This window comes from Actinomycetota bacterium (assembly GCA_035765775.1).
In the GTDB taxonomy this organism is placed as follows: domain Bacteria; phylum Actinomycetota; class CADDZG01; order JAHWKV01; family JAOPZY01; genus DASTWV01.
Window position 1 is genome coordinate 493,192 of record DASTWV010000059.1, and the last position, 22,333, is coordinate 515,524.

The 22,333-nt window shown below is 67.0% G+C and carries 16 protein-coding genes and 1 tRNA gene; 8 read left to right on the top strand and 9 right to left on the bottom strand.

The genetic code is table 11. The annotated features are described in order from the left end of the window. Nucleotides 1-23: 23 nt before the first annotated feature. Both VFW71_16115 and VFW71_16120 read left to right on the top strand, forming a co-directional pair. Nucleotides 24-1,226: a thiolase family protein gene (locus VFW71_16115; protein ID HEU5004288.1), complete on the top strand. Its 1,203-nt coding sequence runs from the start codon at nt 24-26 to the stop codon at nt 1,224-1,226. Between the two features lie 9 nt (nt 1,227-1,235). After that, the gene (locus VFW71_16120; GenBank protein HEU5004289.1) at nt 1,236-1,664 is read left to right on the top strand and encodes a hypothetical protein; all 429 of its coding nucleotides are present in this window, start codon (nt 1,236-1,238) and stop codon (nt 1,662-1,664) included. Nucleotides 1,665-1,671: 7 nt separating this feature from the next. On the opposite strand, the gene VFW71_16125 is transcribed toward VFW71_16120, so the two are convergent. Further along, entirely contained in the window at nt 1,672-1,908 is a 237-nt protein-coding gene (locus tag VFW71_16125) for a cell division protein CrgA (GenBank protein HEU5004290.1), read from the bottom strand. A gap of 112 nt (nt 1,909-2,020) precedes the next feature. Here VFW71_16125 and VFW71_16130 point away from each other — a divergent pair, with 112 nt between their 5' ends. Together VFW71_16130 and VFW71_16135 are read left to right on the top strand one after the other, a co-directional pair. After that, nucleotides 2,021-2,704, top strand: a complete 684-nt coding sequence (locus VFW71_16130; GenBank protein HEU5004291.1) for a class E sortase — start codon at nt 2,021-2,023, stop codon at nt 2,702-2,704. A gap of 119 nt (nt 2,705-2,823) precedes the next feature. Continuing rightward, complete coding sequence (locus VFW71_16135) at nt 2,824-3,393, top strand: aminodeoxychorismate/anthranilate synthase component II (GenBank protein HEU5004292.1); 570 nt, start codon at nt 2,824-2,826, stop codon at nt 3,391-3,393. Between the two features lie 30 nt (nt 3,394-3,423). On the opposite strand, the gene pknB is transcribed toward VFW71_16135, so the two are convergent. The 7 genes from pknB to VFW71_16170 are packed head-to-tail and all read right to left on the bottom strand — an operon-like array spanning nt 3,424 to nt 12,808. Further along, complete coding sequence (gene pknB / locus VFW71_16140) at nt 3,424-5,352, bottom strand: Stk1 family PASTA domain-containing Ser/Thr kinase (GenBank protein ID HEU5004293.1); 1,929 nt, start codon at nt 5,350-5,352, stop codon at nt 3,424-3,426. After that, nucleotides 5,349-7,169: a protein kinase gene (locus VFW71_16145; protein HEU5004294.1), complete on the bottom strand. Its 1,821-nt coding sequence runs from the start codon at nt 7,167-7,169 to the stop codon at nt 5,349-5,351. Before VFW71_16145 ends, pknB begins: the two co-directional genes overlap by 4 nt. A gap of 5 nt (nt 7,170-7,174) precedes the next feature. Continuing rightward, nucleotides 7,175-8,644 (bottom strand): penicillin-binding protein 2, encoded by a 1,470-nt coding sequence (locus VFW71_16150; protein HEU5004295.1) that lies wholly within the window; start codon nt 8,642-8,644, stop codon nt 7,175-7,177. After that, nucleotides 8,641-9,996, bottom strand: a complete 1,356-nt coding sequence (locus tag VFW71_16155) for an FtsW/RodA/SpoVE family cell cycle protein (GenBank protein ID HEU5004296.1) — start codon at nt 9,994-9,996, stop codon at nt 8,641-8,643. The genes VFW71_16150 and VFW71_16155 overlap by 4 nt, the downstream gene beginning before the upstream one ends. Before the next feature lie 11 nt (nt 9,997-10,007). Then, nucleotides 10,008-11,498: a Stp1/IreP family PP2C-type Ser/Thr phosphatase gene (locus VFW71_16160; GenBank protein ID HEU5004297.1), complete on the bottom strand. Its 1,491-nt coding sequence runs from the start codon at nt 11,496-11,498 to the stop codon at nt 10,008-10,010. After that, nucleotides 11,495-11,944, bottom strand: a complete 450-nt coding sequence (locus VFW71_16165; protein HEU5004298.1) for an FHA domain-containing protein — start codon at nt 11,942-11,944, stop codon at nt 11,495-11,497. Before VFW71_16165 ends, VFW71_16160 begins: the two co-directional genes overlap by 4 nt. Before the next feature lie 21 nt (nt 11,945-11,965). Further along, complete coding sequence (locus VFW71_16170) at nt 11,966-12,808, bottom strand: DUF3662 and FHA domain-containing protein (protein ID HEU5004299.1); 843 nt, start codon at nt 12,806-12,808, stop codon at nt 11,966-11,968. Nucleotides 12,809-13,006: 198 nt separating this feature from the next. Between VFW71_16170 and VFW71_16175 the strand changes: the two genes are divergently transcribed. After that, nucleotides 13,007-13,089: transfer RNA gene (locus VFW71_16175), tRNA-Leu, on the top strand. Between the two features lie 136 nt (nt 13,090-13,225). Here the strand turns inward: VFW71_16175 and VFW71_16180 are convergent. Further along, nucleotides 13,226-13,501, bottom strand: coding sequence for a hypothetical protein (locus VFW71_16180; GenBank protein ID HEU5004300.1), 276 nt, complete (start codon nt 13,499-13,501; stop codon nt 13,226-13,228). A gap of 685 nt (nt 13,502-14,186) precedes the next feature. On the opposite strand from VFW71_16180, the gene VFW71_16185 reads away from it, so the two are divergent. From VFW71_16185 to VFW71_16195, 3 genes are read left to right on the top strand one after another with little or no spacing between them, the layout of a single operon-like run. Further along, a complete protein-coding gene (locus tag VFW71_16185) occupies nt 14,187-16,001 on the top strand; it encodes an AAA family ATPase (GenBank protein ID HEU5004301.1) in 1,815 nt (604 codons plus the stop codon). Continuing rightward, nucleotides 15,998-17,800: an ATP-dependent helicase gene (locus tag VFW71_16190; protein HEU5004302.1), complete on the top strand. Its 1,803-nt coding sequence runs from the start codon at nt 15,998-16,000 to the stop codon at nt 17,798-17,800. Before VFW71_16185 ends, VFW71_16190 begins: the two co-directional genes overlap by 4 nt. 59 nt (nt 17,801-17,859) lie before the next feature. Next, nucleotides 17,860-22,296 (top strand): hypothetical protein, encoded by a 4,437-nt coding sequence (locus VFW71_16195; GenBank protein HEU5004303.1) that lies wholly within the window; start codon nt 17,860-17,862, stop codon nt 22,294-22,296. The last annotated feature ends 37 nt before the right edge of the window (nt 22,297-22,333 follow it).

Sequence of the window (22,333 nt, forward strand, 5' to 3'; positions counted from 1 at the left end):
CGCTCAAGAGGAGGCCAGTCGCCATGCCAGAAGCCGTCATCGTCGGCGCCGTCCGCACCGCCATTGGGCGTCGCGGCGGGAAACTCACCGGTTGGCACCCCACCGACCTGCTGGCCGCCACCCTCAACGAGCTGGTGAACCGGACCGGCATCGACCCGGCCATGGTGGACGATGTCATCTGCGGGTGCGTCTCCCAGGTGGGCGAGCAGGCCCTGAACATCGCCCGGGACGGCTGGCTGGCCGCCGGCCTGCCCGAGTCGGTCCCCGCCACCACGGTGGACCGGCAGTGCGGCTCGTCGCAGCAGGCCGCCCACTTCGCCGCCCAGGGCGTGCTCGCCGGCGCCTACGACCTGGCGGTGGCGTGCGGCGTCGAGCACATGACCCGGGTCCCGCTCGGCACCTCGATGGCCATGGGCGTCCCCTTCACGCCCGCCCTGCTGGGGCGCTACGAGGGCGGCCTGGTGCCCCAAGGGGTCTCGGCGGAGCTCCTGGCTGCCGACTTCGAACTCTCCCGTGAGGACCTCGACACCTACGGGATGCGGTCCCACGCCAAGGCGGCAGCCGCCACGCTTGAGGGCCGGTTCCGCCCTGAGATCTTCCCGCTCAAGGTGGACGGAGCGAACGGCAGTGAGGTCTTCGAGACCGACGAGGGCATCCGGTACACCGCCGACCCGGCCAAGATCGCGTCGCTGCCCACACCCTTCTTCTCCGATGACACCGCCAAGCAGTTCCCCGAGATCCGCTGGGTGGTCACCGCCGGGAACTCCTCGCAGATCAGCGATGGGGCGTCCGCGGTGCTCATTGCCACCCCGGAGAAAGCCGCCGCGCTGGGGCTCAGGCCCCGCGCCCGGTTCGTGTCCTTCGCCGTCGCCGGGAGCGACCCGATCCGCATGCTGACCGGCCCCATCCCGGCCACGAAGCGGGTCCTGGAGCGGGCGGGGCTGGCCCTCAGCGACATCGACGTCGTCGAGATCAACGAGGCCTTCGCATCGGTGGTGCTGGGATGGAAGAAGGCCCTCGGCGTGGATGACGAATGGTTCGAGGAGCACGTGAACCCCAACGGGGGGGCCATCTCGCTCGGTCACCCGCTGGGAGCCTCGGGCGCCCGGCTGCTGACCACGCTGCTGCACGAGCTGGAGCGCCGGGGCGGACGCTACGGGTTGCAGACGATGTGCGAGGGCGGCGGCATGGCCAATGCCACCATCATCGAGCGGCTCGACGGCTGATCCTTGGGCATGAGCCAGAGACCGCTCGATCCCGTGCCGGGGGGCGGCACCGAGGCGCCACCGCCGCTGCAGGTTGCCGACGTCGCCCGCCGGGTGGTGAAGTTGCTGCTGTTCGTTCTCATCGCCGCGGTCGTCGTCACGATCATCTGGCTGATCTCGGGGTCGGTGGGCTCGGCGATCCCCCGGGTGGTCATCGGGCTGGTGCTGGCCAGCGTCGTTGCCTCGATCGGCGTCTCGTACTTCCGCCAGGTGGGCAACCCACCGCCGCCCGACCCGCTGCCCACCGATGTCCATCCCAACCTGCGCCTCGCATACGTGTGCGAGATGTGCGGGTTGGAGTTGGCGGTGCTGAAGGTGGCCAAGGACCGGGCGCCCAAGCACTGCGGCGAGGCGATGCTGCTGGTGCGCCGCCCCGCAGCCGAGCGGCCCACCGACTAACGGCGAGCTACCGCCACTGGGTGGCGACCGTGAAGGCGCCGGCGATGAGGCCGAGGCCAACCCAGATCAGGTAGTCCTTGTCCAGGAAGTGGAACGCCCCCGACAGCACGTAGCGGGAGAGGATCACGGCGAAGCCCAGGCCGAGCAACGTGAAGAACACGGCTCCCACCCACGGGGGCGACGGCGGCGGGTTCTTCTTGGGTGGCGGCTGGTACTTGCGCCGCTTGGACTTCGAGACGGGCATGTTGCGCATTCTATCGGCCGGGTGTCGCCCACGACTTGAGCCGCAGCTTGAGCCGCAGCTTGGGCCGCCTGAAAACCGCTGAAGGACAAAAAGCGGCTGTTACTGTGGACGTATGGTCTTGCGGTGGTTCGGTCGTGGGTTGATTGCCGCAGGCAGCCTGATCATCCTCTTCATCATCTACGAGCTCTACGGCACCGGGTTCATCACCGCCCACCATCAGGCCCAGCTCAAGCACGACTTCTTGGCCAAGGTGGCCCAGGCCCAGCACGCACCCGCCACGCCCACCCCGACGGTCTCCACGGCGCCCAGCCCCTCGGCCGCAGCGGCCACGTCCACCGCGACCACCGCGCCGCCCGCCGAGCTCAAGCAGGGCCCGATCCCGGCCAGCCAGGCCGTCGCCCTCCTGGAGATCCCCAAGATCGGCCTCAGCATCATCGTCGTCCAGGGCGTGTCGGTGGCCGATCTGAAGCTGGGGCCCGGGCACTACCCGGGCACCCCCCTGCCGGGCCAGCCGGGCAACGTGGTGATCTCCGGCCACCGCACGACGTACCTGCACCCGTTCCGCAACGTGGACAGGCTGTCGGCCGGTGACCCCATCTACCTCACGACGCCCGACGGCAAGAAGTACACCTACTTGGTGACCAAGGAGGAGGCGGTGCTGCCCACCGATGTGGCCGTGGTGGACGACACCCCGACCAACCAGCTCACCCTCACCACGTGCACCCCGCCGTTCTCGGCGTCGCACCGCCTGATCGTGATCGCCAGCCTGCAGGGCGAGCCGGCGAGCGTGACGTGACCGGGCCCCTGAAAGTCGCCGCCTGGGCCGTCGGGATCATCGTGGCGCTCATCGTGCTCTTCATCCTGTTCGAGTACGTGATCCCGAGCATCCTGCCGACGTCATACTGAGGCGCACCGATGGGTGCCCGGGTGCTGCTGCTCGACAACTTCGACTCGTTCACCTACAACATCGCCCAGTACCTGGGCGACGCCGGGGCCGAGCCGGTGGTGGTGCGCGCCAACGCCACGCTGGAGGACCTGGACGCCACCGGCCCCGACGCCCTGGTGATCTCCCCCGGCCCGGGCCGGCCCGAGGATGCCGGGTGCTCGGTGGCCGCCGTGCGCCACTTCGCCGGGCGGATCCCCGTCCTGGGCGTGTGCCTGGGCCATCAGGCCATCGGGACCGCCTACGGGGGCGTCGTGGTGCGGGCGGGCCGGGTGATGCACGGGAAGACCTCGGAGGTGTTCCACGACGGGGCGGGCCTGTTCGTCGGGCTTCCCAACCCCCTGGTGGCCACCCGGTACCACTCGCTGGTGATCGAGCGCTCGTCGCTGCCCGCGGAGCTGGCCATCACCGCCGAGACCACCGACGGCGTGATCATGGGGGTGCGCCACCGGGAGCTGGGCGTGGAGGGGGTGCAGTTCCACCCGGAGTCGGCCCTTACCCCGGACGGCATCGGGATGATTGAGCAATTCCTGCGCGGGTAGGCGGCAGGTCCCAGACCCGTAAGACCCGGCCTACGGCGTCGGGGTCGGGCTCGGCGTCGGGCTGGCGGTCGGGGTGCCGCTGGGCGTGGGGGTCGGTGTCCCGCCCGTGAACCCGTTGTTGAGTGTCAGGGTCACGGTGTCGCCGGCGCAGCCCAAGGCGTTCGCTGCAGGGACCTGCGAGACCACCGTGTTCGACCCCAGCAGTCCGGCCTGGTTGGCGAGGGCGGGCGAGAAGTTCGCCTGCTGCAGGGTGGCGAAAGCCGCCCCCTGGGACTGGCCCACCACGTTGGGGATCGGCTTTGCCGAGTTGATCTGGATGGTCACCGTGCTGCCGACCTGTTCCTGCTGGTTCCCGCTCGGGTTCTGGCCGATCACCGTGTTGGCCGGCTGGGTGTGGTCACAGCTGGCCTGTTGGATGACGTTGAACTGGGCGGCCTGCAGGTCCTTGGTCGCGGTGGCGGCGTCCTCGCCGTAGACGGAAGGCAGGTTGTTGCCGCCCTTGCCCCCACTGATGTAGATGTTGATCGCCCTGCCGGGCGAGACCGCCGTGCCCGCGGACGGGTCGGTGCGCGTGACCTCGCCCGCCGGGACGGTCGGCGAGGTCTCCGTGGTGGTCGTGCCCACGGTGAGGTTGTGGTTCTTGATCTCCTGGATGGCGGTGGCCAGCGAGCTGGTCGACACGTCGGGCACCTGCACGGACGACGGCCCGCTGGACACGGTCAGGAACACCTTCGATCCCTTCTTCGCCTTGGTGCCGCCAGGAGGGTTCTGGGACACCACGGAGCCCGCCGCGATGGTGGGGTCGGGCACGGAGCTGGAGGTCACCGCGCTCAACCCATTGTTGGTCAAGGTCAGCTTCGCCTGGTCGAGGGGTTGCTTGGTCACGTCGGGCACCCCCACCTGGGCCGTGTTGTTGCTCAGCACCCCGTAGGCCAGCGCCCCCCCGAGCACCACCAGGGCGGCGATCAGCACCAGGATCAGGATGTAGGCCGTGCTCCGCCGTCCCTCCGGGGGGGGCTCCAGGGGCAGCGCCGGGATGGCGGTGGTCTCGCTGACCTCCCGGGTGGCGCGCACGGGCGCGATGGCCACCGTCTCGTCGGCCGGGAGCAGGGGCGTCGCCTGCGGCGCCTTGCCCGCCATGAGCCGTTGCAGGTCCTGGCGCATCTCGTCGGCGGAGCGGTAGCGGTTCTCCGGGTTCTTGGCCAGCGCCTTCAGCACCACGGCGTCCAGCTCCCGGGACACGTCGGGGTTCAGCTCGCTGGGTGCCTTCGGCGTCTCCCGCACGTGCTTGTAGGCGATGGCCACGGCGGTGTCGGCTTTGAACGGGACCTCGCCGGTCAGCATCTCGTACAGGACGACCCCCAGGGAGTAGACGTCGCTGCGGGCGTCCACCGGGAGCGCCTGGGCCTGCTCGGGCGAGAGGTAGTTGGCGGTCCCCAGCACCGTCCCGGTCTGGGTGACGGTGGCCCCGGCATCGGTGACCGCCCGGGCGATGCCGAAGTCCATCACCTTGGTCTTGCCCTCGGGGGTGACCATGATGTTGGCGGGCTTGACGTCCCGGTGGACCAGGCCGTGGGTGTGGGCGTAGTGGAGGGCGGAGCACACCTCGGCGGCGATCTCCTCCGCCCGCTCGGGGGTGAACGGTCCCTCGCTGGCGATCAGCTCCTTCAGGGACTTGCCGTTGACGTACTCCATGACCAGGAAGTAGGTCCCGCCGTCCGAGCCCCAGTCGTAGATCGACACCACCCGGGGGTCGTTGAGGCTGGCGGCGGACTGCGCCTCCCGGCGGAAGCGCTCGATGAAGGCCCGGTCCCGGGCGTACTCGGGGTGCAGGATCTTGAGAGCCACCGTCCGGCCGAGGAGCTGGTCGTGCGCGATGAAGACCTCGGCCATGCCTCCGGAGGCCAGGGGGCCGGTCACCTCGTAGCGCCCCCCGAACAGGCGCCCCGGCTCGCTCATCCGTTCCCCCCGTGGTGCTTGCCCGGCGGCGTCGGGGCCGGGCTGGGCGTCGAGCCGCCGAAGAGCTGGTTCAGCAGGGGCGAGAGAAAGCCTCCTGACTGGTCGCCGTTGTCGCCATTCCCATTCCCGTTGCCGTTGTCGGGCGGTGGGGCGGGCACGGCGGTCAGGGTCAGCGTCACGGTGTCCCCCGCCTTCATGAGCGTGCCGGGAGGCGGGTCCTGGGAGGCGACCTGGTTGTCGACCGACCCGGGCACCGTGTTCGGGCTGACCACAGCGTTCAAGTGCTGGACCTTCAGCGCGTTGATGGCGTCGTTCTCATTCTCTTGTGTGACGTCCTGGAGGTGGAAGAGGTTTCCCCGCGAAACCGTGAGGGTAACCGTTGCGCCTTTGCGGAGCCGGGCGCCGGGCGCCGGCTGGGAGCCGACGACGGTGCCCGCGGGGACCGCAGAATCGGTCACCGACTCGTTGACCTTGAGCCCCAGGTGGCGGGCGGCGGCGCTGGCCGCGGTGTAGGAGGTGGAGGTGTAGGAGGGCAGGGTGACCCGGGCGGTGGCCTGCTGGTACGTCTTGGCGATGTCGTAGGTGATCCCCCCGATCAGGATCACCATGACGGGCAGCCAGAGCCACGCCCACCGGCGGGGGCGGCGCTCCCGGCCCGGGGCGGCCGGCCCGGCGGGCGGGGCGGCCGCCCCCGGCGTGCCCCACTGGGGCGTGGCTCGCCCGGGGAGATCGACCACGGTGGGGGGTGCGCCGATCCGCTCCCGGGCGATGCGGACGGTGGCGCCACCGGAGGCGGGATCGTGGGGGTCGGCCGGGCCGGCCCCGGGGGTCACCACGGGCACCCCGACGGACGTGACCGCCGAGGACGGGTCCGGGGGCGGCATGCCGGGCAACTCGGCAGCCGCGGGGCCGTGCCCGGGCACGGCAACGGGCACCACTCCGGAGATCGCTCCGCGGGCGGCCGAGCCGGTGCTGGGCGGGGGCCCCACCGCCGCCCTGAGGCTCGTCGCCATTGCCCCGGCCGTGGGGAAGCGGTCCTCGGGCTGCTGGGCGAGGGCGCGGCGGATGACGGCGTCCAGCTCGGGGCTCACCTGCGGGTTCACCGCCCGGACGCTCGGGGCGTCGTTGTCCAGGCGGGCGGTGGCCACCGCGATCGGGTTGTCCCCGTGGAACGGGGCTTGGCCGGTCACCAGCTCGTAGGCCACGCAGCCTAGCGAGTAGACGTCGCTCGCCGCGGTGGCCCGGTGGCCGCGGACCTGCTCGGGCGAGAGGAAGTCGGGGGTTCCCACCAGCGCCCCGGTCGTGGTGAGCTGGCCCGCCCCCCCGGCGTCGGCAACCCCGAAGTCGGTGACCTTCACCACCCCGCCCCGGGTGAGGAAGATGTTGGCGGGCTTCACGTCCCGGTGCACAGCCCCCCGCTCGTGGGCGTAGGCCAGGGCCTCGGCCGCCTCGGCCAGGATGCCGGCGGCCGCAGCCGGGTCGAGAGCCCCGTCGCGCTCCAGAATCGTGTGCAGGTCGTGGCCGTCCAGCAGCTCCATCACGATGGCGTGGCGGGTTTTGCCGCCCGCCGACTCCTCGACGAAGTCGTAGACCGCGGCGATGCCCGGGTGGGAGAGCGAGGCGGCGATCCGGGCCTCCTGGCGGAAGCGGCGCAGCGCCCGCTCGTCACTGGTCAGGTCGTCCCGGAGCAGCTTGACCGCGACCGAGCGGCCCAGGACCTCGTCGGTGGCGCTCATGACCATGCCCATCCCGCCGGCACCGATGACCTCACCCAGGCGGTAGCGGCCGAGCCGGCTGGCGGCCTCACTGTCCGGCATAGGCCCTACCACCCCGCGATCTGCTGGTCGGTCTGGATGATGGTCTTGGCGATCGGCGCCGAGACCAGGCCGCCGGTGGCGTCGCTGCCGAGGTTGCCGCCGTTCTCCACCAGGACCGCCACCGCGATCTGGGGGGCCTCGGCCGGGGCGAAGGCGATGAACCAGGCGTGCGGGGCGGCGCCGGTGGCGTTCTGGGCAGTGCCGGTCTTGCCGGCCACCGTCACGTTGGGGATCTTGGCCGCCGTGCCGGTGCCCTGCGGGCTGTTGACCACGTTCTCCATCATCTGCGTCATGGTGGCGGCGGTCTGCTGCGACATCACGTTGGTCTTCCAGGGTGCGGGCTTGGGCTGGTCGATCACGTTGCCCTGGTGGTCGAGGACCTCCTTGACCAGCCGGGGGGTCATGATCGTGCCCTTGTTGGCCACCGCGGCGGCCACCAATGCCATCTGGAGCGGCGTGGCGGCGTCGTTGTACTGGCCGATCGCCGACTGGGCGGTGAAGGCGGGCGACGAGAGGTCGGCGTCGGAGGCGATGCGGCTGGCGTCCGCCGGGATCTCCAGCGGCGGGTTGGAGTCGAAGCCGAATGCCTTGGCGGTGCTGGCCAGCGCCCCGGCCGGCAGGGCGTCACCGAGCTTGGCGAAGTAGGCGTTGCACGACACGGTGAAGGCCGCCGTCATGTCGCCCCCGCACGTCTCGCCGCCGAAGTTCTTGATCGGGTTGGAGGTCTGGGCGGGCAGGAATTGGTTGACCGGGGCGTAGGTGGTGTTGGTCCCGAGGCCGTTCTGCAGAGCCGCCACCGCGGTGATGACCTTGAAGGTGGAGCCGGGCGGGTAGGCCTGGTTCGTCGCCCGGTTCAACATGGGCTTGTCCGCATTGCCCTGCAGCACCTTCCAGGTGTTCTCGATGCTGGTGGTGTCGTGGCTGGAGAGGAGCGTGGGGTCATACGAGGGCGACGACACCATGGCCAGGATCGCCCCGGTGTTGGGATCCAGGGCCACCACCGCCCCCTTCTTGGCCCCGAGGGCCTGGGTGGCCACCTGCTGCAGCTTGTTGTTGATGTTCAGGACCACCGTGTCCCCCACCGTCTTGTTGCCGAGGAGCTGGTCGCTGAGCGACTGCATGGTCAGCTTCCCCCCGGACCCGGTGAGCTTGTCGTTCTCGGTCGATTCCAGCTCGCTGTTGCCGTACACCAGGGAGAAGTACCCGGTGACCTGCGCGTAGCTCGGGCCGAGGGGGTAGGTGCGCAGCCACTTGTACTGGTCGTTGGGCGTGGGGCTGCTGACGGCCACCTCGGCGTTGTCGGCGGTGAGGATGGGGCCACGCTCGGTGGCGTAGGCCCGCAGGGTCACCCGGATGTTGGCCCGGTTGTTGGCGAGCTTGCCGGCATTGACCAGCTGCACCCAGTTGAGGTTGATGAACACCGCCCCGAACAGCGCGAGGAAGATCAGGGCGATGATGCGGATCTGGCGGTTCACCTGCCCCCTCCGGCGGGCCCCACCTCAACCAGCGGCTCGCCGTATCCCCCCGGCGTCCAGCCCGCCGGGCTGGTGGCCTCATCGGCGACCACGTCGTGCGACACCCGCAGCAGCAGGGCAACCACGATGAAGTTGGCCAGAAGGCTGGAGCCGCCGTAGCTCATGAACGGCAGCGTGACGCCGGTCAGCGGGATCAGGCGGGTGACGCCCCCCACGATGAGGATCGTCTGCAGCGTGAACACCGTGGCGAGCCCGGTGACCAGGAGCTTGGAGAAGTCGTCCCGGCAGCGGGTGGCCAGCCCGAAGGCGCGGGCGCCGAAGATGGCGTAGGCGCACAGCAGGGCCGTGGTGCCCACCAGGCCCAGCTCCTCCCCCACCGCCGAGAAGATGAAGTCGGTGGCCACCTCTGGGATGAGGTCCGGGCGGCCGAGGCCGAGCCCGGTGCCCCAGACGCCGCCGGTGGCCAGGGCGAAGAGCGACTGGACGACCTGGTAGCCCGAGGTGTGGATGGTGGCGAAGGGGTGCAGCCAGACCTCGATGCGGGCCCGCACGTAGCCGAAGAGGTGGTAGGAGACCAGCGACCCGGCGAAGAAGAGCACCAGGCCGCTGAGCGGGTAGATCGGCCGGGCGGTGGCCACCCACAGCATCACCACGAAGATGGCGAAGAACAGCAGGGAGGCCCCCAGCTCACGCTCCTGCACCAGCACGACCACCGAGACCGCCCAGGCCACCATCACCGGGCCGAAGTGGCGGAGCTCGGGCACGCCCAGCGGCCCGATCCGCCGGACCGCCACGGCGAGCAGCTCCCGGCGCTCGGCCAGGTAGCCGGCGAAGAACAGCACCAGGCAGATCTTGCCGAACTCGCCCGGCTGGAAGGTCAGTGAGCCCACCCGCACCCAGAGCCGGGCGCCGTTGATGGTCTCGCCCAGGTGGGGGGTGATGGGCAGCAGGATCAGCACGATGGCGGCCGCCGCCCACGAGTACCGGTAGCGGGCCAGGGCCCGGACGTCCTTGACGAACACCAGGGTGGCCACGAACGCCGCCCCCGAGATCACCAGCCAACGCAGCTGCGCCCCGGCGAGGTCCTGGTGGCGAGCGACGTCCAGCCGGGCGATCAGCACCAGGCCGACGGCGTTGAGGAGGGCGGCGATCGGGAGGAAGAGGGGGTCGGCTGCCGGGGTGAAGCGGCGTACCGCCAGGTGGCAGACCAGGTAGACGCCGATGTAGGTCCCGGCGTACAAAGCCAGGCGGTGCGGCACCCCGGACGACTTGGCCAGCGACGTCAGCCAGTAGCCGCCGACGGCCACGACGCTGGCGAGGACCAGCAGCGATGCCTCCGTGTTGCGCCGCACCGAGCGCAGGATCACGGGCTGGCCTTCGGGGAGGGGCTGGGGACGGCCGGCGTGAGGGTCCCGGTGGGGGGTGCGGCGGTGCCGGTGACGGTCCCGGTGACGGCGGCCGGGGTGCCCGTCGGGGGGGCCTGCAGCTTGCGTAGGTTGTCGACGATGCGCTGGGCGTCGGCCTTGCCCGACGCCGACATCCCCTGGTTGACCCGCTGCTGGTAGTCGGTGGGCAGCGAGGCCACGGTCACGGTGGTGGAGGCCTGCAGCGAGCTGATCCGGATGCCGGCGAAGGACCCCGGCACGCCCTTGAACACCCCCACCGTGGCGCCGTTGCGGCCGACGTACCAGGAGTGGTTGACCGCCACCCACCCGGCGATCAGGGCGATGACCAGCAGCGGGATGACCACCGCCGCCCCGATCAGCAGGCGCACGCCCGCCGGGCGCCGGGAGGTGGGTGGGAGGTAGGGAGGTGGCTGGTTGGTGGAGGTGGGTGACCAGCTGGCGGCACCCCGCCCGGTATCGGAGGGCCGGGTGGAGAGCGCCGCCGGCGGGACGGCGGCGGCCTTGGACCACCGGTGGGAGGCGGCCGGTTCGGCGCTGGTACCTGGCATTGGCTGGCTGAGCGCCTGGGTCGGACGGGCGAGTCGCCGGGGCGTCGGGGGCAGCGTGGGTGCCGGCTCGAGGGGGACGACGGGCTGCTCTGCGGTGGCGTCGGGATCCGGCCCCCCGGCGCGCGGGAAGTCCACGACGATCGCGGTCACGTTGTCCTTCCCGCCGGCGTTGAGAGCCTCCCGGATCAGGCGCTGGGTGGCTGCCTGCGGGTCGCGCTCGGCGTGGAGGACCCGCCGGATGTCGTCGTCGTGCAGCATGGCGGTGAGGCCGTCGGTGCAGAGCAGGAGGCGGTCGCCCGGGTGGACATCGATGAGCTGGACGTCGACATCCACCTCGGGGCTGACCCCCAGCGCACGCTCCAGGACCGAGCGCTGCGGGTGGTGCTCGATCTCGTCCTGGGTGATCTTGCCCTCCCGGGCGAGGCGGTCCACCACGGTGTGGTCCTGGGTGAGACGGCGGAGGCGCCCGTCCCGCAGCCGGTAGGCCCGGGAGTCGCCCACGTGGACGATCTGCACCCCGTCGTGGGTGGTGAGCATCGCCGTGATGGTTGTGCCCATGCCGGCCAGGTCGGGGCTGGTCGAGGCCCGTGCGTAGACCGCGGCGTTGGCGGCGTCCACCGCGGCGACCAGCGAGTCGCTGTCGTGGCCGGCCTGCTTGGACAGGGTCTGGAGGGCCTCGGCCGAGGCCACCTCGCCCGCCCGGTGGCCCCCCATGCCGTCGGCCACGGCATACAGCGGCGGCGCCAGCAGGTAGGCGTCCTCGTTGTTGGCCCGCACCAGGCCGCGGTCGGTGGCGGCGGCGTAGCGGGGGCCACCGTCGGGGCCGCCCGGCGCGGCGGGGCCGGGGGCTGCCGGAGCCCCGGGGCCGCCCGGCGCGGGGCCGCCCGGTGCGGCGGTCACCGGCGGAACTCCAGCTCGGTGCGCCCGATGCGGACCCGGTCGCCCCGGTTGACCGAGGTGGGGGCCGTCACCTTGCGACTGTTCAAGTACGTGCCATTGGTCGATCCCATGTCCTCGATGAAGAACTGGCCGTTGCGCCGGAACACCCGGGCGTGCACCTGGCTGACATAGGTATCCCCCAAGGGGATGTGGCATTTGTCACTGCGGCCCACGATCAGCTCGTCCCCCAGGGGGTAGATCGTCGGCTTGGCCCCCGCCGCGGCGATCAGTGCCACCTTGTCGGGCGGCTTGCCGGAACGGCTGGTGGCGGGCGCCGGGGCAGATGCCGACCGGGGCGACCGGGGGCCCATGACCTCGAGGTACATCGCCCGCACCGCCCGCGCGAGGAACAGGAAGATGAGGGCGAGGAACAGGTATTTGAGGATCGTGAGGGCAAGCTGCGGCACGCCCGCCTCCCGTCTGTTGGTCTAGTCGGCGTTCGGAGGTTTTGACACCGACTCGGTCGGCGAGGCTACACCGGGCCGGTCGCCCGGTGCTCTCGACCCCTCGGGTGCCGGTTCCGCCTGGGCGAACTCCAGCCTGCTGGAGCCGATCTGGATGCGGTCACCGTAGTTCAGGCGGCGCTCCTTCACCAGGCTACCGTTGACGAAGGTCCCATTGGTCGAGTCGAGGTCCACGATCCACCACCCGTCCTCACGCTCGACGAACTCGGCGTGCTGGCGGGAGGCGTTCTGGTCGTTGAGGCTGAGGTCGCAGGAGGGCAGGCGCCCGATGACGAGGCGCCCCGAGGACAGTACCCACTCCTTCGTCGCCTTCGTCGCCTTCCCCGCCGGGGATCCGGGCTGGTCACCGAGCAGCCGCACCACTTCCCGGGGACCCAGGTCGGCGGGCGCCACGGCGTCGGCGTCGTGTGCGGCGAAGACCTCGAAGCGGCCCGACTCAACGGCCGGGTCGCCCAGGAAGTCCACCACCAGGGGGCCGGGGAACTGCCAGTGGCGTTCGGCGGCGTTCTTGCGCAGGAGGGCGGCGAACTCATGGCGCAGCGTGGGGATGAGCCCGCCGAAACGCTCCTGATCGGTCTGGCTCAGATGGATCCGGTAGCTGTTCGGCACGTACACGGCCCCCACGCTCACGGTCTTGGCGCCCTCCATCTCGCGCAGCAGACGCCTGCCGATTTCGGCCGGCTGGATCGGGGAGCGAAACGCTTTGGAGAAAAAGCCGTCGACGACTCGCTCCAGCCGTCGCTCGAATTCGTCGAAGAGCCCCAGAGGTCCTCCAGAGCCGACACAGAGAGGGTCTCGACCCGCGATTGATTATATCGATCGGGTCGGCCCATCCCCGCCTGGGGCGGCCGCAGCCCGCCGGAGGGCATTTGTGCATGGCTGAACATGATAATCCTGCTCATCCATGCACTAATATGCGCTCAGCGGGCCGGGACCGGCCGTGGATGATTGCTGGGCGCGGGCCGGGGCCGTCTTGGCTACACTTGCTCCCTTGCGCAGGCCACTGGGCGAGTGGCGGAATGGTAGACGCGCTGGCTTCAGGTGCCAGTGGGTGCAAGCCCGTGGAGGTTCAACTCCTCTCTCGCCCACTAAGGGGTGTTCGGGTTTTCTGGGCGCCCCGTTTTTCTTCTGCGCCGGGCCGCGCCCGTCCTTGGGAGCCGGCTTCCGGGTCGAACGCCTGTTTGCTTCCGCGGCGGGCTGCTCCCCTCCTTCGCAGGCGTGACCCTACCCTTCGCTGGTCTCGGGCACGACAAAACCGATCTTAGGTAGGGTCGGCTTTTGTGTGCTGTCAGTTCGAAGCCTGCACCACGTCGGCGGCGGGGCCTTAGACGAGCCCTCGATGTTCTCGGCCCGGGTGCCGCTGCGGCGGCGGGTGGGGGGCCACTTTGACTTATCGATGACGGCGCCGTCGTCGTCCAGGCAGCGCTTGGCCTTGAACGAGCGGAGCGGGTCCAGGTTATGGGCGGCCAGGGTGAACCCGAGGAGGACGGTGGCCTTCACCAGGCCGAGCACCCTCAGGAAGCCCCGACCGAGACTGGTGAACGAGCCCTCAGGGAAGAGTTGGCCGACTCCACCACCGGCGCCCCATGCTGATCCGTGAGGCGGTCGTGCAGAACGGGATATCCCAAGTCAACGGCAGCTCGACGGGCCCCGCAGCCATCGTGCCTGTGCAGCAACACGCGGCTTCTAACTCGACCAGCGGGGCGTTTAGGTAGGTGCGCATGGTCTTCGGGAACGAGCGGCTGCGAACCAGCCCGGAACAGCTCGCAACATTTGTCGGATTCTGTGCCGCTCGACCCGGCCCTACCTTTATGCGGGAGTTGACCTCACTTAATGGGCCCCGCCGAGGGATCTTTTCGCTCTAGGGGTGCGGCTCCACGAGCATCCCTTGAAAGGACGCTACCCTCATCCGGGCTGCAAGCCTCTGGTGGAAGGGTCCGTGGTCGGCCCATTCTCGATTTGGCTGGAGTTGAACTCTCACTTGTCGGAGTTTCGGACGCCCCCAGCCGGAGCGAGCGCTTCGCGCATGTCCAGGAGATGATGTAGTAGCTATCGAGTCTGCGGAGTGGAGGGCGGTCCACGTGTCCTTTCTTCACGTTCAAGTCAAAGCCATTCGAGGCGCCCCGCATCGCCGCGCCGCGCAGGGGCGGTTCGCCTTCAATCATGCCGGCCTGGGGGCTCGACGATGACTGCCGAAGGCGATGTGGTGCTGGAAACCGGTCTAGGGGATCCTCAAGGATTCGCGGGCCTCTACGTTGAGAGTGTCCGCATCCGCAATTTCCGAGGGTTGACGGATTGCACGGTCGACTTCGAGAGGGACTTGACAGTCCTGGTTGGGCGCAACAATTCCGGTAAGTCGCGTGTTCTGCGGGCACTCGCGGTAGGACTGGGGGCGGCTACTCCGGATCGTGACGATCTGACGGTGCTCGGCCCCGTTGCCGCCGCCGTGGATATCGTGCTGGCTCCGACCGCCGCTCAAGGGGCAGAAGATGCCTTTGACGATCGCGTCGCCCGCCGGCTGGGTTCGGTTCAGCCAATAGCGGAAAGCCCCGTGCAGGAGCGGTTTGCCTGGAGAACCAGCATCAAAGCTTCAAGTGAGGGGTTTGGCGTTCGGGGTGAGACCTCGGTTCTGATGTGGGACCCGACCTCCCGGGGATGGGTCCAGCCTAGTCAGCCGACTTCCTTGGGGTCTGACCAGCGGAATCTTGTCGCGGCTGACCTTGTCGAGACCCGGCGGGATCTTGTCGAGGAGTTGACCCGGCGAGGGTCCCCCATCCGTCGAATTCTGGACGATCTGGAAATTGCTGGCGAGAGGCGCCAGGAGTTGGAGGACAGCTTGGCCGGCTTGGGGCAACAGATCGTTGATTCGAGCGAGTCCCTGGGGGCCGTAAGGGGGGCCCTTTTGGCGTTGGCGGCGGCAATCGACACGATGGGGGTGGCAAACCTGCGCCCCCTTCCCGTTCGCCTTGAGGAGCTGGCCCGGTCGGTATCCATCGAACTGGATGCCGGTGAGGGGGGCCTCCCCATGAGGCTTCACGGGGCCGGTGCCCGAAGCATGGCGTCACTCCAGGTGCAGAGCGTTCTCTATGACCGGCGCCTTGGGCGCGACGGCCCGGCACTCCGGCCGCACCCCGTAAGTCTCATCGAGGAACCCGAGGCTCACCTGCACCCCCAGGCGCAATTCGAGTTGCCAACCCTACTCGGCGAAATTCGTGGTCAGGTCATCGTCACCACGCACTCCACCCACCTGGTCTCGGTTGTCGAGCCACGGTCGGTCAGGGTTGTTCAAAGGTCAGGTTCTGAGACTACGCTGGTCGACCTTCGCCCAACGGACGAGCAGTCACCTGATCGCGCCCGAAGACCCTCCATGCACCTGGAGGAGATGGAGAGGATCCGTCGGCTGATCGAGCGTCCTTTTGGGGAACTCCTTTTCGCATCGGCAGTCATCCTGGGCGACGGAGCCACCGAACGCGCCCTGCTGCCGCCGCTGATCCGAAGGGCTCTCGGTCACCGGGCCCACGGTGTTTGCGTGGTGGACCCGGGCAGCATGAACAGCCCTCACGCGAACGCCACAATCAAATTTGCCAACCTGCTGGGATACCCCTGGTTGCTGTTTAGCGACTCGGACGAGCCGGGCTCGCTCGCGGCGCTGAGGCTTGTGAAGTCCCTTGGGTCCGGGGACGAGACCCGGATCATCTGGGTACCCGGCCCACCTTCAGCGGCAACACAGGGCAGCGCGACAGAGCGGATGTTCCTCGAGTTCGACCCCTCACTCTGCCTCGATGCCTGCACCGAATTGGGGTATTTGGGCGAGCACGACGGCGTCCTGGCCTTCATGGAGAAACACAAGGGGGCTATGGGGAGGCTGTTGGCAAGTCATCTCATGGCTCGTCATCCTTGGCAGGGGCAGGGCGCGCCGACTCAGTGTTGGCCCACGGCCATTCACGCCCTGTTGACCAAACTGGATGAACTTTTGACGACGAGGGTTAGTGCGTTATGACAGACCTCACGTTGAGCCCAGAGCAGACGCGGGCCGTGGCCAGCCATTCCAAAGCCATTGTCGTTGTAGCGGGGGCAGGAACCGGGAAGACCGAGCTTCTGGCACATCGAATAGAAAGAATTTTAAGAGAATCAAAGGATGAGGGGTTCCGCGTTGTAGCAGTTTCGTACACAGTCAAAGCGGCGGACGAGTTGAGAGAGCGCCTTGGCCTCCGGCTTGGTGACCTGCACAAGCGGGTTGATGCCGACACAATCCATGGCTTCGCACTGACGCTGCTCCGCCAGTACGGTAGCAGAATCGGTCTCCCCATCGAGCCAGAAGTACTCAGCCGAGACGAAGACAGGGTTGTGCTCTTGGACGCTTGGCTTCAACAGTCCGGACAGGACTGGGGTGGAGACCCCTTAGAGGTCCTTGCGGCAATCGACCTAGCCCGCGCTCAATGCACAGCGGCCACGCTGCTAGATGAATGGAGGGCAGCCCTCGATGCCGCCGGGGCACTGGACTACGCCGCAATGCTCGAACGCGGTGCCGAGCTGGCGGAGGGGGCTTGGGTGGCAAGACACCTAGCGAGGGTCTACGATCACGTGGTTGTCGATGAGGCTCAGAACCTAACCCAAGCTCAATACCGGTTCTTGACTCGAATCGTTGGTGACCCCTCGTCCGACCATCTCAATTGCATGCTGGTGGGGGACGAGCGTCAATCTATCGTCGGATTCGCAGGGGCGGATGCCGGCCTGATCGCTCGGTTTTCCAGCGAATACAGAGCTGAGCGCATCGAACTCCACACCAACTTCCGTTCAGCGCGTGCCATAGCGGCTGTAGGCTTGGAAGTGGCAGCCGCACTTGGGCGTCCGGGACTCGGCCTGAACGCTACCAACTATTCTGCCGAGGGCCAGGTGCAGCTGGAAGCCAATGCGACCGAGATTGAAGAGGGACGCTTGGTCGCAAGCTGGGTTTCGGGCTTGCTTCAGAAGGGTTTGGGTGAGGCACTCGTGTCTCCGGGCGAGTCGCGCTTTGTTTCGGCGGAGCAGGTGGCGGTCTTGGCGCGTTCAGCCGCGAGCCTTCGATTCACGCGCGATGCCTTGAATGAGTTGGAAATCGACACGTCCATGGCTAGCACGCCAGAGGACTGGGTAACAAGCTTGCCGGGACAGGTAGTCATCGAATTGATAGGTCACCGAGCGGCACCTGGGCACACGTCCATCAGGCGGCGGCTGGGCAGGCTCTGCGGTAACCCGGGGTTAGATTGGACAGAGGTTAGCGCGCTCCTTTTCGGGGCTCCAGATCCAGATCTCAAGGTCCTGGGTGAAGCGGTGGCCTCGGCTAGGACGCCGGCAGACTTGGTGGAGTTGATCGCGATTGCACAGCTGGCGGATCTTAACTGGGAGGATGACATCGCACAGCTTCAGGCAGCTTGGGCCTCGTTCGTTGACGTGGCCAGAGTTGGGGAGCGCACATTCGCCAACTTCAGACAGCACATTTCCCGCTGCCAGCGGGGAGACTCAATGGGTTCCGGTGTCCGACTCCTAACGGTGCACAAGGCACAGGGGCGCGAGTTCAAGGCAGTTGCTGTAATTGCCTGCAACAACGGCCAGTTTCCCGACTTCAGGGCGACAGGTGACGAGGCGCAGGCAGCAGAGCTGCGTACCTTTTACGTAGCCGTGACCCGCCCATCAAGATGTCTTCTCCTCACCCGGGCAAGACAGCGATCGACGCGGTTTGGTGCGCGGCCGACCGAGCCGTCTCCCTTTTTGCGGTGGGTGAACCAAGCAGAGCAGGCTAGGCTCCTGGCCCAATGATTCGCAGAGCGTCCGGCGAAAGAACAAGATTCGGTGAGGAGCGTATTACCGAGCCCCGCTTGGCGCGGGCCGTTGAAGCAGCCCACCAGGCTTTTGACGACCCGCGCTCTAAGCCGCCTTACGAGCCTCGTGGCCTCGCAGAAGTCGAGGCCGCCGTCTCTACCCTTGTCGAGCGATTCCAGGCCGGTAGTGGGACACTTGCCGAAATCATCGAAAACGCCCGCGCCGCGGCCAAAGTTCTCTCCGAAGATCCTTTCCAGGCACTTTCGGAAGTCGTGCAGAACGCCGACGACGTTGGCGCCACACGCGTGCACTTTGCACTGGTTGGGGACTCGCTTTTCGTGGGTCACAACGGTCGACCACTCACCCTTCGCGACGTCCATGCCCTCGCTGCCCCGTGGCTCACAACCAAAAGGGATGACGCTGGTGCTCTCGGGCGATTCGGAATCGGCTTGATGACGCTCAGCGCCCTTAGCGACTCATTCGAAATGCACAGCTCCGACTACCACGTTCGGTTCGGGGCGCCTACCCTCGAAGTTGTCGCCGAGCGGGCAGTTCCAAGCGATTTGGCGAGCGTCGGTGACACCTCGCTTTACCTGAGACTTCGCGAGGCCGATCAGGCCACCCATCTCCTAATGCAATGGGCATCTCGTTGGGATGATACAGCGCTGCTCTTCCTGCGCTCTATTCGTAGTGTCCGATTTTCGGCTGGTGACGAGAGGCTTACACTCTCGCTGACTTGGCGGGACCTCGGTGAAGAGGACGGGGAGTTTGGCGGACGCGCCTTGGCCATTCGCCGCCGTGAAGCTCATTCGGCCGACGGTAGATCCTGGGTCGTCCATGACGCTGAATTCGAAGCACCGGGTGAACTGCAAAGGGCGCACAAAGCGACGCTAGAAACAACTCCCGTAGCAGTGGCCCTATCTCTTTCTGGGGAGGAACAGGGAATGCTCTATGCGGGGCTCCCCTTGACTTCGGTGGACTTGCCGCTGCGTGTGAATGCGCAGTTCGATCCGATCGCTAGTCGGCAAGGCGTTGCAACGAACGCCTGGAATCTTGCGCTAATCCCGCTCATAGCGAACCTCTGGGGCCACGCCATTGTTCAATTATTTCGCGAGAGGCCCGCATTAGCCTGGACCTCTACCCCACTCGGTACAGAGAACCTACAAGGTTCTCGGGTAACCGCAGCCCTGCAGAAAGCTTTGGTTAGCGTCGCGAGAACCTACGTAGCCGATCTGGTTGAGGTTCGTGTTCGGGACTCTTGGAGCTGGATCGGCGACTTGGCCTACGAGGATCCGGAGCTGGATGGGAGGCTTGCATCAGAGGAAGTGGCCCAGCTGGCTGAGTTGGATGACGCGCTGCCGGCGTCAGCCCGCGACGCCAACGGGAGATGGCGACTTGTCCTCGACGACTGGCGTTGCAACGGGAATGAAATCGCCGACTCCGTCTCGGTTCTTGATGCCCTTCGCCTTTTTGAAGACCCCAACCTTGCGAATGAGCGCGTTCTCGCCGTCGGTTGCTTGGCTTTGGATAACATTCTGGACAAGGAGCTGGCGACGGCGAAATGTGTCGTCCGCGCAGACGGAAGTCGCTGCGTCCCGCCAAACTCGCGAGCCCTCGACTTCTTGGTCCCAGCCAAGTCAGGGCTGTCCTTCGCATTGGGTCTTGGCGCGCAGGTTCACGAATGCCACTTGGGGGATTCTCGTGATGCTCGGGTTGTTCTGGAGTGGCTCCAAGAGCGAGGTTCGATGCTTAGGATGGAAGACTCGGCGGTGCTATCCCGGTTGGCTGCGGCGGGGCAAGCTGGAACTCAACTGAAGCGTCGTCTCGACGACGACCAACTTGTGGCTCTACGCGACGCGCTCGAAGGGTTGGGCCAAGCAGAGTGGGCGAGTCTGGCACCGGCCATTGGAAGGGCAGTCCTCATTGAGGGCTATCGCTTCGCGCAGCGGGGTCGTCAGGTCACGGTCGATGTCCATCCCTCGGAAGCGTATCTAGGGAGATCCGTCGACAGAGATCCGGCCTCCTTCGCGGTTGCCGCGGAAAAGACGGTCGGCTTGGCTTGGGTGGCGCCGAGGTATGCCACAGTCCTTCGGTCGGCTCTCGGGCGGCAAGGTCTCGGCGCTCTGAGGTTCCTGAGGCTTCTTGGTGCGGAGACATCACCCAGGGTATCACCCCATCCTGGCTCGGAAAGGAAGTATGGGACCTCATCGAGACTTGGGGTCGCTGCCTGGCGGCTGGACGGCCCGCAGGATCGCTATCGGGCGATCACGGCGCTGGGCGGGGAGTACACGCTTGACGACAGCATTAGCCCCGATCTCCAAGGGGTGGTCGAAGATATCGCTGCTGACCGCAAACCAGCTCGAAGGCGGGCGCGTGCCGCTGCATTGATCGCCACGTTGGGGCGGGCATGGAACGTACTCGGCGATCAGGCAGAAGTGACGGTTGCTGCCGCCTACTACACCTGGAACTCTAGAGGATCTACGCGGGCATGGTGGCTCTGGACTGCAGCAACGACACCGTGGCTCGACGATGACAGCGGAAGGCCCCGTCCTCCGGTAGAGCTTCGCCTACGAACCCCGGCCACCATGGCGCTGTATGGGGCGAACCGCCGGGGATACGTTCACCACTCACTCAAGGACGCCCGCGTTGATGTACTCAATGCGCTCGGGGTCGCAGGTGAACCGAACACGGCAGAGTTGTGCCAAAGACTTGTTGACCTTCGAGATCACGCGGATGTCGCGGGAAAGATCGATGAGGTGGTGGTGCTCTATCGGGCGATCGCGGATCACTTGGCCCCTGCTGCACACGCAAGCGGCGACTTGACATCGAGCCAGCTTCGTAAGGTGTTTGATGACGGCCCCGGGCTGGTCTACACAAACCTCGGGTGGCGCCGACCTTCACAAGTTCTTGGCGGGAGGCCTATATTCGGTGACCTTGCACCATTTACTCCCACGATAAGCGATACAGAGCGACTCTGGCGTTCGCTCAACGTTCGAAGGCCGGAGATTCAGGATTGCGTCGCCGTCATCACAGAAATCGGTCAAGCCGGAGCACCACCGGATTCTGCGATGCAGACGATCCTGCTCGAGACGTTTCGTGAACTAGGGCGCTTGGCGGGACTGGCAAGCCTACCGGATTCGCAACGACGACGACTGGCGCGATTGCCACTGTGGACGACGGCAGGTTGGGTCGAGACACGACCCGTGTACGCTGTGCACGATCCAGTGCTCGCATCTGGCTTGGCCAATATCGTTCCGGTGTGGAGGCCTGGCGGGGAGGTCTCTCAGTTCTACTCACTGTTCCGGCTCCTTCGCTTGGTGGAAGTACCCGCGTCAGCGGGACAGATAAATGAAGGACCCGTCGATGCCGATGAAGATCTAACGCGGCTTATGCGCTCCGCAATTTTGTTGCTCCACGACGACCTCGTGCGTAACGACCCTGCTACCGCCTCAGCATTGCGGATCCCTTGGTCTGAATTCGAGCGGTTCCAAGTCGTCGTATGTGAACACATTTCCGTGCACGTTCCCGGGGTTGCGCTGCCTGCTGGGCTGACCAGCGTGGCCGTGGACGCCAAGGCCTCCCCACAGTTGAAGTGCGTCTTCGTCACTGACCCTGACTTGCTCGGGCGCCTTGAGGGAGGAGGCAGGGCTTTAGCCGGATTGTTCGAAACGGACCATCGCAGGGTTGCACAGGCTTGGCTGGCAGCGATGGAGCGGGCGGCGGCCGAAGAGGAGGCGGAAGGCCTCCGGATGGCCGAAGAGCGGGCAGCTGAGGAAACGCTTTTGAACGACGAGAGGATCCAACGCCAAACCTTGGCTCTCCAAAACCAGGTAAAGGATCGTCGTAAGGGCACTCCGACCCTTCAATCTCGAGCCCGACCCTCAACTGGGGCGAGTGCCGAAGATCCGCTCGCCACCGAAAACACTCGCCCGGCGCGGAAGCTTATCGACCCTTCGGCCTTCGAAATTGTTAACCCCAATGGTGACATCGTCGGCGGCGACCCTCAGCGTCGTCATGCGAAGCGAGCGTCACAGCCGCCGCTCCGAGAGCCAACTGCCTCCGGTAGTGGCCCCCAAGAGCGCTCGGCCCAGCGTGGATATACAGACCTTGAGAAGGAGACGATTGGCTACCAGCTTATTCGTCAGGTTCTTGGGAGCAATGACGAGGGGATGGTCGACCTACGCTCTCAACGCGGAGTTGGCGCGGACGCTGTAGATGATCTCCGTCAATTCTACGAATTTAAGGTCTTCAGTGGAGGTGAGCCTGACGAAATTCGCATGACCGATAGCGAAATTCGCCGCGCTTTGGATGATTCCGCCTTTTTTCTCGTTATTGCCTCTGGCGTAGAGGTAGGCAGCGCCGAACCCAAAGTAAGAGTGATTGCGCAGCCGCTCGCTCAACTACATAAACTCGATCATCGGGATATGCGCCTAGGGGGGGTCCGCTCAGCCCATAGCCTTCTCTATCGTCTCGCCCCCATGGAAAACGGCTGAAGACGCCAGGGAGTCGATCCCCCATTAGCAAAGCTTC

Excerpts from the sequence above, each read along its gene's own strand:
- pknB (HEU5004293.1), bottom strand. The coding sequence starts at position 5,352 with ATGAGCGAGCCGGGGCGCCTGTTCGGGGGGCGCTACGAGGTGACCGGC.
- VFW71_16185 (HEU5004301.1), top strand. The coding sequence starts at position 14,187 with ATGACTGCCGAAGGCGATGTGGTGCTGGAAACCGGTCTAGGGGATCCT.
- VFW71_16115 (HEU5004288.1), top strand. The coding sequence starts at position 24 with ATGCCAGAAGCCGTCATCGTCGGCGCCGTCCGCACCGCCATTGGGCGT.
- VFW71_16135 (HEU5004292.1), top strand. The coding sequence starts at position 2,824 with ATGGGTGCCCGGGTGCTGCTGCTCGACAACTTCGACTCGTTCACCTAC.
- VFW71_16145 (HEU5004294.1), bottom strand. The coding sequence starts at position 7,169 with ATGCCGGACAGTGAGGCCGCCAGCCGGCTCGGCCGCTACCGCCTGGGT.
- VFW71_16130 (HEU5004291.1), top strand. The coding sequence starts at position 2,021 with ATGGTCTTGCGGTGGTTCGGTCGTGGGTTGATTGCCGCAGGCAGCCTG.
- VFW71_16125 (HEU5004290.1), bottom strand. The coding sequence starts at position 1,908 with ATGCCCGTCTCGAAGTCCAAGCGGCGCAAGTACCAGCCGCCACCCAAG.
- VFW71_16190 (HEU5004302.1), top strand. The coding sequence starts at position 15,998 with ATGACAGACCTCACGTTGAGCCCAGAGCAGACGCGGGCCGTGGCCAGC.
- VFW71_16120 (HEU5004289.1), top strand. The coding sequence starts at position 1,236 with ATGAGCCAGAGACCGCTCGATCCCGTGCCGGGGGGCGGCACCGAGGCG.